Below are 15,146 nucleotides of genomic sequence, written 5' to 3'. Positions count from 1 at the left end.
CCAAACCTGCGAGTGTCTGCGCCAAAGCTGTAGCCTAAATGAAATCCACACCTGTCTTGGCTCTCAACTGTTCTTATTATTTAAGTCGTTGCCAGAGATTAGACTCTAACATCAAGATATTTTCAAACAATCAACAACAAACAATCAGCAATCAAACAGGGGCATAAAAAAAAGCCGGGGTGAGGCCGGCTTTTTTTTAAACTAAAACTATGGAAAAACTAAATACCTTATGCGGTAAAATTTCTTTTCTCTTTGATACGAGCTGCTTTACCAGAAAGACCTCTTAAGTAGAACAGACGAGCTCTTCTTACTTTACCTCTGCGGATAACCTCGATTTTCTCGATGTTTGGAGAAAGAACTGGGAAGATACGCTCAGTACCAATTTGGTTAGACACTTTTCTTACAGTGAAAGTCTCACTGGTGCCAGAATTTCTGCGTTGCAATACCACGCCCTGGAACTGCTGAATACGCTCTTTGTTACCTTCACGGATTTTTACGTGAATGTTAACGGTGTCGCCAGCAGCGAAAGAAGGGATAGACGCGCGCTTCTCAGTATATTCCTGCTGTATTAAGTTAATTAAATCGCTCATGACTATGGTATAGTGTCTATTTTATCTGCAAAATTCGGACTGCAAATATAGACGTTATTTTTTTAAATGTAAATCAAGAAGTAATATTTTTATTATCGGTCAGTAAATCAGGGCGTAAGGCCTTAGTTCGCTGCACCGATTGCTCAAACCGCCACTCCTCTACCTTGGGTGTATTCCCTGACAGAAGAATTTCTGGCACGGCATGACCCTCAAAATCAGCGGGGCGGGAGTAGACCGGAGGCGCCAATAGATTGTCCTGGAATGAGTCTGACAAGGCACTGCTCTCGTCGTTCAACACGCCCGGAATAATCCGGATAATAGAATCTGCCAACACCGCTGCGGCTAGTTCACCACCAGACAATACGTAGTCGCCAATGCTGACTTCGTGGGTCACAAACAGATCACGTACCCGCTGGTCTACGCCTTTATAATGCCCGCACAGTATGATGATGTTTTGGAGCAAAGACAACCGATTGGCCATGGGCTGGTTCAGTGTCTGGCCGTCTGGGGTCATGTAAATGACCGCGTCATACTGCCGTTCCGCCTGAAGTCCGCGAATACACTTGGCAATGGGTTCAATCATAAGCACCATTCCGGCGCCGCCGCCAAAAGCATAGTCGTCAATCTGGCCGTGCTTGTTGATGGCGTATTGGCGCAGGTCGTGCAGATGAATTTCTACCAAACCTTTGTCTTGGGCTCGCTTTAAGATAGAATGGTCAAAGGGGCCGGTGAGCAGGTGTGGCTGGCAAGTGATAATGTCAAACCTTGTCTTCATCTTCGTCCTCTTCTCCCTCCAATGGCGGTTCTTCCTCGTTGCGGTTACTTGGTTGAGTATACACCTCCAGCAGTCCTTCAGGCAAGCTTACGTATAGCTTTTTCTCCTCTCGGTTAGTGCGCAGTATAATCTCATCCTGCACCGGAATCAGTACTTCGTGGCCTTGGTACTCCATGGCCAGCAGGTCCTGGTTAGGCAGATCATAGAAGGTTTCTACTTTGCCCAGCTCGCCCAACTGCTCATCAATAACGGTATAGCCAATCACTTCGTGGAAGTAAAACTGGTCTTCCTCTAACTGGGGCAGCTGGTTCAGGGGCAGGTAAAGCGAAACGCCTTTCAACTTCTCGGCATCAGCCACGGTTTTTACATCTTCAAACTTGATGATGCTGCGGCCTTTGTCCTGCGGGTTAAGGTCGTCAATGAAAAAAGGAACCAGCTTTCCGTTTATCAACAGGAAAACTGATTCCAATTCATCGTACTCTTCCGGAAAGTCAACGTCAAAAAACGCGACTACCTGGCCTTTGGTGCCATGCGTCTTTACAATGTACCCCAGCTGAAAGCAGGCGTCTAACGTCATGGCCGGTAATATTAAGATTGAGTCTCTTCGGTAGCGTCAGCAGCTGGAGCATCAGCGGCACCTTCAGTAGCCTCGCCTTCAGCGGCAGGAGCTTCTTCAGCGGCAGCTTCTGGGGCTGGAGCGTTTTTCAAACGGATAGCTTCAGCACGGGCAGCGTTTACTTTTGCTTCAGCATCAAGAGCAGCTTGTCTCTTAGCAGCTTTGTCTGAACCTAATTTCTCTACTTTACCAGTGATTTTAGCTTCTTTAGCAGCTTTCCACTCAGCGTAGCGGGCATCTGCCTGCTCTTGGGTGATAGCGCCTTTCAAAACACCAATCTGCAGGTGCTTTCTGAACATAACACCGGTGTAAGAAAGCATAGCTTTCACAGTGTCAGTTGGCTGAGCGCCTTTTAGTACCCAATCCAGAGCTTTATCTTCGTTGAAGTTGATAGAAGCTGGGTTGGTTAATGGGTTGTACGTACCCAATTTCTCGATGAAGCGACCATCACGTGGTGCACGAGCATCTGCAACTACGATATCGTACATTGCAGCTTTTTTGCGGCCTCTGCGGGCCAGTCTGATTTTAACAGCCATAGCTAAATTTGTTAAAGCGCCGGATCCCGTCCGGCATTGGGGTGCAAAGATACTGCAAATTATTTGAATGCACTAATGATTTGAAGATGAGAAAATTTGGGAATATAAAAATGAGAGGAGAAACTATAGCCGGACAGTTGGACCCGGATATACCAGACACTGCCTTGCCTCCCTCATACTCCTGATTTTAGCCTCTTTTTTTAAAAACAGCTCAAAAAAGCACTGTTCCTCCTTGTCTTTCCATTCAAAAGGAATCACAGAATGCGGGCCTCGGCCAAACAGGTCACCAGACAGAAAAATTCTTTGAGGGGCTTTGGAGGAGGGTGTCTCTAAAAGGGATGAGCCATACTGTTGCCGTACCCAGATGGGAGAGTACCCTTGCAGCTGTAATAGCGTAGGGAAAATGTGGGCGTGGCTATATTTTCCAGGCTTTTTTACTTCGTCTAGTTGCACCAGATTGCCAGAATCCCAGAGCCACAGGGGAACCGCTGCTTCCTGAGGAGAAGTGTTGTGTACTGAGGCGTGGGTGAGACTAATGCCGGCCTGGTTCAGGTTTTGGCCGTGGTCTGAAGTGTAGAGGATGACAGTGCTGTCTATTGGAGCGATGTTCAACATAAGCTTTCGCCAAAACTCATCTACCGTCCAGCGGAGGGCGTTGTGGTAGGTGTTGAGGGTGCGTTGCTTGTCTTTATATATGCTTCTGGGCGAGAGAATAGGACTAAAAAAAACAGAATCTGGCGGATAGGTACGGGCGTAGGGCCAGTGGGCACCGGCTTTCACCACGTAGGCAAACACTTTGCCGGGAGCCTTGGCTAATTGTGCCAGCCGCTGCGCTACCAGCATGTCGCGCTCGTAGTAGGGCAGATCGGGTTTTCCTTCGGCGGGACGTTCTACTTGGTCTATGTATTTCAGGTCTTCGGGTGACATGAAGTTCTGTAAGACAGGGCCAGCCTGCTGAGCATCTATATAATAAGTAGTATAGCCTGCTTTCTGGGCAAACTGAAAAATGTTGGTGCGGGAGAACGTTTTAAAGCTGTTATCTGGTATTTCAGACAAGCGGGTGCCGCTCATTAGGGCAATATTGGAGCCTCCGCTTTGGTTTGTGAAAGAGCTGGCAACTCCAAAGTCATGTAACTGTTCACGTACCGAAAATAAAAAAGGGGTGGTTTGTAGCTCTGGCTGGTGCAGGGTTAGTTCTGTGGCGGTAATGCTTTCGTCTACAATCAGGAACAGGTGCGGAATGCCTTGGGCAGTGGGTAGTATAGGTGCCGGTGCCCTCTCTGGCTGGGGAACCCGGTCTGAAATGGCAGTCGCAAAGCCCAGAGGAACACGATACAGGGCTGGGAAATCATCTACCACGCCGGAGCTCCACTTTATTAGCGAAAAAGCCGCCACGGCAGCCAACGGAAACAAAGCAGAGGAAGCGGTGAAAGTTCGCCATGTCGTCTTGCGCCGGAAGAGCAGAAGGCAGCCGAGCAGCAAAAGGGTAGCGCCAGTCGCCAGCGCTATTTCTTTGGCGTAATTTGGGAAAACGGCATCGGCTAAGGCTAAATTATTCCAGGCCAGAACGGCATCTGAATACATGAAATTATAGCCACTGATAAACCTGAACGTAAGGCTTATAAGCAGACAGGGTGCCAACAGGCCTGCAGTAGCCCAGAAAATCACTTTATTTTTATTGAGCAGCAATGCCAGAAGGCCAATAACACTTAGCCCGAAGCAGGTCAGGTACAGGAGCAGGTTCAGGAGGCTGTCTTGGAAAAGCAGGTAGGTGAGCAGAAAGTACAGCCGCCCGGGGCGCATTTCTACCGTGATGACATACAGGGTAAGTGCGGCAAATGCATACCAGAGGAAATATTTTTGGAAGTGCTGCCTCATAGATTTACCGTAACTTGCCTCACGTAATTAGCTAACGAAGGTAATGGAACTGTTTCAATCTGCCAATCAGGTTTCTATAAGCCAAAGCCGTTTGCCGGAGATAGACATGCTTCGGGGCTTTGCCCTTCTGGGAATTGCGGTGGAAAACATTTTTGCCATTCATACCCCAAACGTTGCGTTTGCTGATTACGCAGCCCTATACCCGGGCGGTTTAAATCATTGGCTTATTTGGGGCCTCATGGTGCTGGTGAGAGGTAAGTTCTATCCCATCTTTTCTTTAGTCTTCGGCTTGGCCGCCGCTTATAGTTTGCCAAAATACGGCACCATTTATTTTGTGCGTAGGCTAGCCGGATTATTTCTGCTGGGCCTGCTGCAAGTGCTGTTCATCTGGCAAGGCGATGTATTGATGCAATACGCGCTTATGGGGGCGCTCTTGTTGCTTTGTCGCTCAATGCCCGCCTGGAGTCTTATTGCCTGTAGTGCGGCGCTGCTTCTTTTCAGTTTTGTAGGCGAAAGCTGGTGGCCTTTAGGTGCCGGCCAAAGCGAGGCCGAGGCAGTTGTTTATACCTCTGGAAGTTTCTGGGATGTAATTCAGGTCAGGGTGCGGGAATATGGTCAAAGTTTGTCCTCTTGGCAGGCGCTTTTGTTTTATGCCAGAATCTTTGCTTTCATGTTATTGGGTTATGTTGTGGTAAAAGCAGAGTTGCTCCAGAAGTTGACTGTAACTTATCAGACTATCAAGGCTTTCAGCGTTCATTTAGCAGTAGCGGTAGCCATAGCTTTATGGTTTGTAGTGGCCGGATGGCGGCAAGTGGGGAATTCTTCTGAAGCCGGAAGTTCTAGAGCTGTTTTGCTTGCCGTTTATTTCTACAGCTTTGTAGCCTGTTATTCTCTGTTGCCTATTCTGTTCAAGAGGCTTCTGAAGTTTTTAAAATGGTTAGGGCAGCTAACTCTGACACATTATATCACTCAGAATATTTTGTTTAGCCTACTCATGTATGGCTACGGATTTGGACTTTACGGAAAATTAGCCCCTTGGCAACTGCTGGTACTATATTTAATTGTTATAACAGGGCAATGGGCTGTTTCACAATGGTGGGTACGGCGGTACAGGTTAGGCCCAGCGGAAGCACTGTTAAGAGCCATAGCCGGTAAAAAATAAAGAGAGGCGTTACTTCTGGTGTAACGCCTCTCTTTATTTCTAAATATGATATTTTAAGCTATGAGCGCACTTTGGCTTTCTTCAGCTTAATAATGCCTATTTTATCCAATGTCCAGATAACAGGATAGGTAGGGTCTACTTCCCACCACTTCACCCCGAAATTCACGCGGTTAGGCAGCTTGTGGTGATTGTTTTGGAACAATTCGCCTCCGGTTAAAAAGTCGAAGAACAGCGAATTTTTAGACCTGTCGTTGTTGTCAAAGTTTTGGTAACCGTATTTGTGGCCGCTCCAGTTCACGATAGCGCCGTGTAGCGGGCCCATCAGAAAGTGCAGAGGCAATAGCAGGTACATCCACCAGTATTCAGCGAAGTAAATGTAAAATACTACATAAAAAGTCCCCCAAGCCAAGCGAGAAGCCCAGTGGTCGCCAATACTCTCCACCACACGCCAAACCGGATAATTGCCATCAAAGCGCATCTCAGGTTCCACGCGGTGCTTCAGCACGTCGTTGTATATGTTCTTGGTCTTCCACATCATGGTAAAAGCGTTGCTGCTGAAGTGCGGTGAATGCGGATCGCGCTCCGTGTCTGAGAACGCGTGGTGCATGCGGTGCAGAATAGCATACGCTCTGGGTGATAAGAAAGAAGAGCCCTGACTGATGTAGGTGAACAGGAAGAAAAATTTCTCCCAAAAAGCGTTCATGGTGAACATTTTGTGGGCAGCGTAACGGTGCAGGTAAAACGTTTGTACAAACAAAGACAGGTACCAGTGCGCTACAAAAAAGATTAGAATAATCATGCTGGGTGATGCAATAAATAATGGAGTTAGCTTATTCAGAAAAGCACTTATTTAACAGGTTGTGGCCAAATAAGTTCACAAAGCTACAACCTAGGCCGCAAACTTGGTAAATCCAGTACTTACTAAATCTAAGAAAGTGACGAAAATCATCTTTTTAAGGTTGCGTTGCCTTGTTAAAAGCAGGCCAGTTTATTTTAGGCTTATTTTCAGGAAAGTAGACTGAAAACACACCGTAGAAGAAGTTAAAGGAGTTTCTGCAGTTGCTATGGCTGAAAAGGTTGCCAGGCGGCAATAGGTGGCAACGGAGCCTGTACTGAAATCCATTCTTTCGTAACAGGATGCTCAAAACCTAGTTCACGGGCGTGCAGGCAAATGCTTTTGTTGGGCAAAGGCTCTGGCGCACCGTATTTTAAATCGCCTAATATGGGGCATTTGAGCGAAGCCAGCTGTACCCTAATCTGATGTGGCCTGCCCGTGACAGGCCGTACCTCTATTAAATATTTTCCGTTGGAGGCTTTTATGAAAGAGTAGCTCAGCTCTGCCCGTTGGCTGCCAGGTTTCTCGTGGGTCAGGGCTTTAGTCACGTTACGGGCGGCATCTTTTATTAGCCAATGCACCAATGTGCCCGCCTCTGGCTGCGGAGCCCGCTGTGCAATAGCCCAGTAAATTTTCTCAGTTTTACGCGTCTTGAACTGTTCATTCAGGCGGCTAAGTGCCTTAGATGTTTTAGCCAGTAAGACCACACCGCTCACAGGGCGGTCCAGCCGGTGCACTACGCCTACAAACACATTCCCTGGCTTCTGGTACTTCTGCTTTAAATAGGCTTTGGCCAGTTCTGAGAGTGGTGTGTCACCTGTTTCATCACCTTGCACCAACACTCCGCTACGTTTGTTTACCACCAAAACGTGGTTGTCCTCAAAAAGCACGTCAAGCATATTTGAATGATTAATGAACAATGACTAATGATCAATCACAGCATCAGGGGAGGTGTTATGGTAATTGAGGCCAAAGCAAAACCTGTTTTCGGCTTGTTTTCCTAAAAGTAAGCCGAAAACAGGTTTTGAGTTTCAACGGAATGATTAAATCATTGTTCATTAATCATTGCTCATTGTAAATTAATAAGCCTCATCCTCAGTTGGGAAGCTCTTTGATTTTACATCGCGCACATAATTACTAACGGCATCGGTGATGGTTTCATGCAGTTCGGCGTAGCGGCGCAGGAAGCGCGGTTTGAATTCTTTCGTGATGCCCAAAAGGTCATGAATCACCAGCACCTGCCCGTCTACGTGCGGTCCAGCACCAATCCCAATAATAGGAATTTCTAACTCATCGGCTACGCGCTTGGCCAACGCCGATGGAATTTTCTCCAGCACAATGGCAAAGCAACCTAACTCTTGCAGCAGGCGAGCATCAGACAGAAGCTTTTCTGCCTCTGCTTCTTCTTTAGCCCGAACGGAGTAGGTTCCAAATTTATAGATGGACTGCGGTGTCAGGCCCAAGTGTCCCATAACTGGCACGCCGGCGCTTAAGATGCGGGTAATAGATTCTTTTATTTCCACTCCACCCTCTAGCTTTACGCCATGGGCGCCAGACTCTTTCATGATTCTGATGGCCGACCTGAGTGCTTCAGAAGAGTTGCCTTGGTATGAGCCAAACGGAAGATCTACCACTACAAAAGCCCGTTTCACACCACGTACCACACTTGAGGCGTGATAGATCATCTGATCTAGGGTAATGGGTAGGGTAGTTTCATGACCAGCCATTACATTTGAGGCAGAGTCGCCTACAAGTAAAACATCGGTACCAGCGGCGTCGAGCAGGGTAGCCATAGAGAAATCATAGGCCGTGAGCATAGAGATTTTCTCTCCCCGCACTTTCATGGTCTGCAGCTGATGGGTGGTAACAATTTTTATCTCGCGTTTCTGAACCGACATAGTATAGGTGAGTTGAATTGAGGCAAAGGTAAGGAGCCTGCTTGTAAGAATTAGAAATTAAGAATTAGAAATTAGGCAGGAAATACCGTAGTGGCCATGAATCTTGGTAAGGATTACGTCTTTTTAATGGAAAGTGTAAGTCTATAAGGTGAAGCCTTCTTTATAATTTTTAATAAAGCTCTGTCTTGTCCTGTTTTTGGCTTCTTTTTTCAGAAACAGGTCTAATACAAAAGGCCACCTGTTCAGGTGGCCTTTTGTATTACCAGGCACGTCCGTGGGCACTGTCACTTCTCCTGATCCGGAGGTCGCGCAGCAAAGAAGACTTGGCGTTTATGTTGATGGAGTACATCTGCATGGTTCCGAACGGCACCCAGTTAATAGACATCTGCCAGCAGTGTAAATCTCTGGAGATGGCAATGTTAGTATAACTCAGAGCTTGGTTCTTGAAGTCATAACTGGTGGTATAGGTGAATGCCCACTTATCCGTTAAGGTTACAGAGCCATTTATGTCCATAGAGGTGGCTTGATTCATAAGCCGGTCCGTGAGTAGGTCTCGGGAGAAGTTGGAGGTAAAGCCTGCCGAGAGAGTCCAGGGAATGTTAAAATCAACGTAATCTGCCGCTGTCAAGGTTCTTTGCAGAGCAGGGACATTAGTGGGTGGTGGAGCATCTGCTGACTCCTGCTGCTGCCGGGCTTTAGGGCTGAACTCAAAGCGGGTAGAGAAGTTCAAATTGTTGATACGTGCAAAGTTCAATCCTCCGCGCTGGAACAGGTAACGGTTGATTCTACGGGAACCGTCATATTCATAAGGGTCTAACGTAGCATTTATCTGAATAGGTAAACTGTTAAACAGCCTGGTGCTCAAATCTACAGAGAGGTTAGAAAGTTTAAAAGAATCGGCGGCCATGTTATAGGAGCCATTGATGGCAAAACGGTCAATCAGGCTGACTTTCTTGAAAACTCCGGCACTGTCGGTCTTTACCTTCATTTCTACGTTGTTGTCAATGCCAAACGAAATAGCGCTAGAGACACCAGCCCCTGGTAAATTTCCACCCGGCGGGAATCTGGAAAGAAGGCGGGTATTGCCCAAGCTGTCTGATTGCACCCGCTGGTAATAGCCAAAGTTAGAGCCCCCAAAGTCTGGACGGTAGCTGTAACTGAGGTTAGGAGTAAGCGTGTGACGGATTGCCTCAATCTTTTTGCCTTTGAAATTAGCCTGCCCGTAAAGGTTGGTAGTTAAAGAGGCGCTGGTAGAGTATTGGTACACGCGGTGCAGGCCACTAGTGGTGTCTACTTTCAGGATATCTGAGCCGGGTTCGCTGCGGTAAGTGTACTTATTGGTATACCAACTCTCGTTGTAACTTACGCCAGGGGTAAGCTTGAAGTATTTGAACAGGCTCACCGTACCCAAGGTAATGGGGATATCATGGTTGATGATCCTTTGGCCGTTATCAAATATTTCAGCCAGGTTATTGCCGTTGATAGACAAAACAGTGTCTCGGCGGGCAAGCTCTGGGAACGGATACCCTAGGTTGCCTCTATAGGAAATTTTGTTGGTTACATTCTGGCTAGCAGACAAATTGTATCCAATGCGTATGCCTTCAATCCATCGGCCGGTCAGGGTGCCTCCAAACCATTCAATAGGGCTTTGGCTGGCAACCCCGAAGCTGAAATCTGGCAAAACAAAACTCATTACCTGAACAGGTGAATAAACCAAAGAATCGCGGCCTTCTTTGTTTTTGTAGCGAAGGGTACGATTCTCTATGCCTTGGCTATGTCTCAAGGAGATCCTATAGTTAAACGGAGAGGTCGTGCTGCTTTTTCCATAGGATATACTTGATCCAAATCTGTTTGAAAGTGTCAAGCGCGGATCTATAGAGTTGTACTGATGGTAGAACGCGCTGCTGGCTTGTACATTGGCAGAGAATTGCCCCTTGCCGGGTCGGGCAACCGGCACATGTGACCAGCTTATGTTGATGTTGCTGCTGGAAGGTCCTCTAACCAGGTATGTTTCATCCAGGCTACGGGACTGATAGTTTTCAGCAGCAGGGTTCAGGGCGTAGTTAAGGCTGAAGCTACCGTTGTACCGGTATCTTTTGGTGTAGGTAGACTGCACATTGGCTCCCCAGCCCCCCAGTGAATAAATATCACCAGTAATGCGCATGTCCATATAATCACTCATGGCCCAGTAAAAACCACCCTGGCGTAGGTAATACCCTTGCAGCCTTGTTTCACCAAAAGTTGGAATAATAATACCAGAACCTCTTTTGCGCGGTGAAGGGAAGAAACCAAACGGCAGGCCAATAGGTAAAGGCACATCGGCGAACACCATATGGAAAGGTCCGGCCACCACACGGTCGTTCGGGATCACCTTCATTTTGGTGGCCTTTATATAAAAGTGCGGGTGCTCCAGATCACAGGTGGTATATTTGGCCGTTTTGCCGTAGATGTTGCCTAAAGAATCGCGCTTCACCGTTTGGGCGTGTACAAAGCCTTCGCCCTGGGTAGTAACGGTGTTGGTGACAATACCTTTCTTTGATTTGTAGTTGTACCGTATCCGTTCCGACTCATACATTTCAGCCCCGTTTTTGAAAATTGGCTTCTGCACCAGCCTTCCCAAAGAGTCTTGGTCAGCTGTGGCGGTCAAAATACCGGTGTTCCAATTAATTTCTATAAAAGCTGCGTCCAGTGAAATTTCACCATAGTCAATATGGGCTTCGCCGAACAGGTACATGATCTGGTTGGCGGCGTCATAGCGAATAGAATCTTTGGCCTTATAATTGATAGTGGTTTCTATATCGCCTTTTGGCGCTACCTTAACAGTATCTTGGGCATTGTTCTCTGATCTTTCAGGAATTCTTTCGGAAGAGGAAGCACGGCGGAACTGCGCATTTCCCTCCGTGGCGGAAAAAAAGGCGGCCACAAAAACTAGGGCAATAGCCAAAAACAGGAGGGGGTTCTTCGGAATCAAGTAAAATTTTTGTTAATTTGTCACTTAGCTACAAAGTTATCAACAATAGCTTTTAACTAACGAATCTCGTGAAAAATATTGTCTCTCTTACCGTTCTTGTTTTTTTGCTCTTCAGTTCTTTCACCGTTTACGAGAAGAAAGAGATCAAAATTCGTACTGTGGTAATTGATGCCGGTCACGGAGGAAAAGATGGGGGGTGCCACGGGGCATCGGCCAAAGAAAAAGATGTTGCCCTAAAGGTAGCGTTGCAGGTAGGCGAATTAATTGAAAGCAACCTGCCAGATGTAAACGTGATCTACACCCGTAAAACAGACACATTTGTGGAGCTGATTGACCGGGCGGGCATTGCCAACAAAAATCACGCTGATCTTTTTATTTCTATTCACTGCAATTCAGGCCCCAGCACTGCCTACGGTACTGAAACCTATACCATGGGTCTGCACAAGACAGACGGTAATCTGGCGGTAGCCCAGCGGGAGAACTCTGTAATTTTGCAGGAAGAGAACTACGAGAAGAACTACAACGGCTTCAACCCTAATTCCCCTCAAAGCCATATATTGTTTAGCCTGTACCAAAGTGCGTATTTAGACAATAGCCTGCGGTTTGCCCAAAAAGTAGAGCAGCAGTTCAAGACCAGAGTAGGCCGCACTAGCCGTGGGGTAAAGCAGGCAGGCTTTCTGGTGCTTTGGAAATCGGCTATGCCAAGTACGTTGATTGAGATCGGCTTCTTGACAAACCCTAAGGAAGAGCGGTTCCTCAACGATAAAACCAACCAAACGTATATGGCATCAGGCATCTACCGTGCTTTCAAAGAGTACAAGCAGGAGCTGGAAGCCATGAACTAAAAAATCAAACTGTGAAATTTTCCAAAGAACTCAAAGTGGCGCTGCTCGGCATTGTAGCTGTGGGGGCGCTATACGTGGGCTTTCTATTTCTAAAGGGAACGAATGTTTTCTCTTCTACCCGTACTTTTTATGTCATCTACAACAATGTAGAGGGGCTAGAGCCATCTAACCCTATCGTGATCAACGGGTACCGCGTGGGTTTGGTAAAAGAAATGCAGCTTCGGCCAGATTTAGGCAACAAAATTCTGGTAACGCTAGACGTAGACAATGATATTTCCGTGGGTGACTCAACAGTGGCTATGTTGGTGAGCGACGGATTTTTAGGCGGAAAATCAATTGAACTTCAGCTAGGGGCCAACTCTAAACGCTATGAAGGCGGAGAGTATTTAATTGGCAAAGCTGGGGAGAGTATCACAGAAATGTTTTCAAAGAAGGCAATGCCGGTACTGGAAACAGTTGACTCTACTCTAGTGAAATTGAATGAGTTTCTGGACAAAGACGCCAAAAGAAGTATTAGGGCTATTTTGCTTAATGCTGAGGCAACCTCTGAAGCTTTGCGTACCATAGCCATGTCTAACCAAAGCAACATTAACGAAATTACTGGCAATCTGGCCGCGCTCACAGCTTCATTACGCGGCACTGAGGCTAAGTTCAGCCAACTGGCTTCTAACCTCAACACCCTAACTGATACCTTAGACGTGCAGGCCATGAACCATGCCATTCAAGGCTTGGATAGTACCGTGGCGCAGGCTCAGCTGGCTATTCGTCGGATCAACGAGAACAATGGCAGCCTGGGCAAGCTTATGAATGATGACTCATTGTACCGCAACCTGAATGCCTCTACTGAAAGTCTGAATTCTCTTCTGCAAGACATACAGCAGAACCCTAAACGCTACGTGCACTTCTCTTTGATTGATTTTGGCGGAGGCACGAAAGTAGAAAAAGCCGGTACTGTAAAAGAGGCCAAAACTGTAAAAAATGCCGGTACCGTTGAAAAAGCCGGTGAGGTAGAGAAATAATAGAAGCCATTGGTTTTATGGCAGCAAAAGCGTTTTGGGCTTGTTTTTCTGAAAGCAGGCCCAAAACGCTTTTTCATTTCTGCCGTTTGAAGGATTGATTGCCTAACAAACGTTAGGTAAAATCTGAGTTTTTACTATATTTGTCTGATACCGTATGCGGGTAGAAAGGGTAAAACCGTTGTACCCAGTAATCACGCATTCACTCATACTAACATTCACACACTGATTCTTCGCATGGACATAGAATTCAACAAAAACGAAGACGCACTAAAGCAGCTCTGTTTCCAGCTGAAAAGCAAGCACCAGAAAGTAGCCCTTGGTGGCGGCGAAAAGGCCATAGCCAAACAGCACGAGAAAGGAAAACTGACCGCCCGCGAACGGATTAAGTATTTGTTAGATGATGATTCTGAGTTTCTTGAAATAGCCGCCTTTGCCGGAGAAGGGATGTATAAAGAGTACGGCGGCTGCCCTAGTGGTGGCGTGGTAGCCGGTATTGGCTACGTGAAAGGCCGCCAGTGCATGGTTATTGCCAATGATGCCACCGTGAAAGCAGGGGCCTGGTTTCCGATTACCGCCAAGAAAAACCTGCGAGCCCAGGAAATAGCCATAGAAAACCGCCTGCCGGTTATTTATCTGGTAGACAGTGCCGGCGTATTCCTGCCCATGCAAGACGAAATTTTCCCTGATAAAGAACACTTTGGACGCATGTTCCGCAACAACGCCATTATGAGTTCTGAAGGTATTGTGCAGATTTCGGCCATTATGGGTTCTTGCGTGGCGGGTGGAGCTTATTTGCCCATCATGAGCGACGAGGCGATGATTGTAGAAGGAACAGGCTCTATCTTTCTGGCAGGCTCTTACTTAGTCAAAGCTGCCATAGGTGAAACCATTGACAACGAAACCTTGGGCGGAGCCTCTACCCATTCAGAAATATCAGGTGTCACCGATTACAAATTCGAGACTGACCAGGAATGTCTCGATCATATCCGGAACATCTTCGATAAAATGGGCGACAACCCTAAGGCAGGTTTTAACAGAGCAGAACCAGCGGAGCCGAAACTTGACCCTCAGGAAATCTACGGCCTCTTGCCCCAAGACCGAGTGAAGCCCTATGACATGATGGACATTATCTTGCGTTTGGTAGATAATTCTGAGTTTGAACCTTACAAAGACCTTTACGGGCAAAGCCTGATCTGCGGCCTGGCGCGCATAGACGGTTGGGCCGTAGGCATTGTGGCAAACCAGCGCAAGATTGTCAAGAGCAAAAAAGGTGAAATGCAGATGGGTGGGGTTATTTACTCTGACTCCGCTGACAAAGCCGCACGGTTCATCATGAACTGCAATCAAAAGAAGATCCCGTTGGTGTTCTTGCAGGATGTGAGTGGGTTTATGGTGGGCAGTAAGGCCGAGCATGGGGGCATCATCAAAGACGGAGCCAAGCTGGTAAACGCCATGAGCAATTCTGTGGTGCCTAAATTCACCATTATTGTGGGCAACAGCTACGGTGCGGGCAACTATGCCATGTGCGGCAAAGCGTATGACCCACGCCTCATTTATGCCTGGCCCACTGCCCAAATTGCCGTTATGAGTGGTGCCTCCGCGGCGAAAACCCTGCTCCAGATTCAGGTAGCTTCGCTAAAGGCCAAAGGAGAGGAAATTACGCCCGAAGCCGAGAAAGAATTATTAGACAAGATCACAGCCCGCTATAACGAACAGCTAAGCCCTTACTACGCCGCTTCCCGTCTGTGGGTAGACGGCATCATTGATCCACTTGAGACCCGCAAAGTCATCTCCATGGGCATAGAAGCCGCCAATCATGCACCTATCACCAAGCAATTTAATGTGGGGGTGATACAAACGTGATATTTTAATTAGGAATTAGGAATTAGGAATTAGGAATTAGGAATTAGGAATTATTTTTTCTTGTCCGTCTTGCCAATGACATTTTTAGGAATGGTTATGGAATTTGTGGCAAAGGGAGTGCATTTTTACGTAAAGGAGAAACGTATTCAATTCTTAAT

The 15,146-nt window shown here is 47.1% G+C and carries 13 protein-coding genes; 4 read left to right on the top strand and 9 right to left on the bottom strand.

Annotated elements, in window-relative coordinates:
* Nucleotides 1-227 precede the first annotated feature (227 nt).
* The 5 genes from rplS to A8O23_RS05225 all read right to left on the bottom strand — a co-directional run bounded on the left by rplS (nt 228) and on the right by A8O23_RS05225 (nt 4,395).
* Entirely contained in the window at nt 228-590 is a 363-nt protein-coding gene (gene rplS, locus A8O23_RS05245) for a 50S ribosomal protein L19 (protein WP_066617689.1), read from the bottom strand.
* A gap of 73 nt (nt 591-663) precedes the next feature.
* The gene (gene trmD / locus A8O23_RS05240; RefSeq protein WP_066617686.1) at nt 664-1,365 is read right to left on the bottom strand and encodes a tRNA (guanosine(37)-N1)-methyltransferase TrmD; all 702 of its coding nucleotides are present in this window, start codon (nt 1,363-1,365) and stop codon (nt 664-666) included.
* Entirely contained in the window at nt 1,349-1,942 is a 594-nt protein-coding gene (gene rimM / locus A8O23_RS05235; RefSeq protein WP_066617684.1) for a ribosome maturation factor RimM, read from the bottom strand. The genes trmD and rimM overlap by 17 nt, the downstream gene beginning before the upstream one ends.
* An 11-nt stretch (nt 1,943-1,953) precedes the next feature.
* Nucleotides 1,954-2,517, bottom strand: a complete 564-nt coding sequence (locus tag A8O23_RS05230) for a 30S ribosomal protein S16 (protein WP_066617681.1) — start codon at nt 2,515-2,517, stop codon at nt 1,954-1,956.
* Between the two features lie 123 nt (nt 2,518-2,640).
* Entirely contained in the window at nt 2,641-4,395 is a 1,755-nt protein-coding gene (locus A8O23_RS05225) for a sulfatase-like hydrolase/transferase (protein WP_066617678.1), read from the bottom strand.
* A gap of 43 nt (nt 4,396-4,438) precedes the next feature.
* Here A8O23_RS05225 and A8O23_RS05220 point away from each other — a divergent pair, with 43 nt between their 5' ends.
* A complete protein-coding gene (locus A8O23_RS05220; protein WP_066617669.1) occupies nt 4,439-5,557 on the top strand; it encodes a DUF418 domain-containing protein in 1,119 nt (372 codons plus the stop codon).
* 58 nt (nt 5,558-5,615) lie between these two features.
* On the opposite strand, the gene A8O23_RS05215 is transcribed toward A8O23_RS05220, so the two are convergent.
* The 4 genes from A8O23_RS05215 to A8O23_RS05200 all read right to left on the bottom strand — a co-directional run bounded on the left by A8O23_RS05215 (nt 5,616) and on the right by A8O23_RS05200 (nt 11,261).
* The gene (locus A8O23_RS05215; protein ID WP_066617662.1) at nt 5,616-6,356 is read right to left on the bottom strand and encodes an acyl-CoA desaturase; all 741 of its coding nucleotides are present in this window, start codon (nt 6,354-6,356) and stop codon (nt 5,616-5,618) included.
* Nucleotides 6,357-6,619: 263 nt separating this feature from the next.
* Nucleotides 6,620-7,291, bottom strand: a complete 672-nt coding sequence (locus A8O23_RS05210; RefSeq protein WP_066617656.1) for an RluA family pseudouridine synthase — start codon at nt 7,289-7,291, stop codon at nt 6,620-6,622.
* Nucleotides 7,292-7,471: 180 nt separating this feature from the next.
* Nucleotides 7,472-8,290, bottom strand: coding sequence for a 3-methyl-2-oxobutanoate hydroxymethyltransferase (gene panB / locus A8O23_RS05205; RefSeq protein WP_066617655.1), 819 nt, complete (start codon nt 8,288-8,290; stop codon nt 7,472-7,474).
* A gap of 259 nt (nt 8,291-8,549) precedes the next feature.
* Nucleotides 8,550-11,261: a putative LPS assembly protein LptD gene (locus tag A8O23_RS05200; RefSeq protein ID WP_066617654.1), complete on the bottom strand. Its 2,712-nt coding sequence runs from the start codon at nt 11,259-11,261 to the stop codon at nt 8,550-8,552.
* A 68-nt stretch (nt 11,262-11,329) separates the two neighbouring features.
* Between A8O23_RS05200 and A8O23_RS05195 the strand changes: the two genes are divergently transcribed.
* From A8O23_RS05195 to A8O23_RS05185, 3 genes are all read left to right on the top strand, one after another.
* Nucleotides 11,330-12,106: an N-acetylmuramoyl-L-alanine amidase family protein gene (locus tag A8O23_RS05195; RefSeq protein ID WP_066617651.1), complete on the top strand. Its 777-nt coding sequence runs from the start codon at nt 11,330-11,332 to the stop codon at nt 12,104-12,106.
* A gap of 11 nt (nt 12,107-12,117) precedes the next feature.
* Nucleotides 12,118-13,125 (top strand): MlaD family protein, encoded by a 1,008-nt coding sequence (locus A8O23_RS05190; RefSeq protein ID WP_161486696.1) that lies wholly within the window; start codon nt 12,118-12,120, stop codon nt 13,123-13,125.
* 234 nt (nt 13,126-13,359) lie between these two features.
* Nucleotides 13,360-14,988 (top strand): acyl-CoA carboxylase subunit beta, encoded by a 1,629-nt coding sequence (locus A8O23_RS05185; protein WP_066617640.1) that lies wholly within the window; start codon nt 13,360-13,362, stop codon nt 14,986-14,988.
* Nucleotides 14,989-15,146: the final 158 nt, after the last annotated feature.

This window comes from Rufibacter roseus (assembly GCF_001647285.1).
In the GTDB taxonomy this organism is placed as follows: domain Bacteria; phylum Bacteroidota; class Bacteroidia; order Cytophagales; family Hymenobacteraceae; genus Nibribacter; species Nibribacter roseus.
This window is presented reverse-complemented; position numbering and strand designations above follow the sequence as displayed.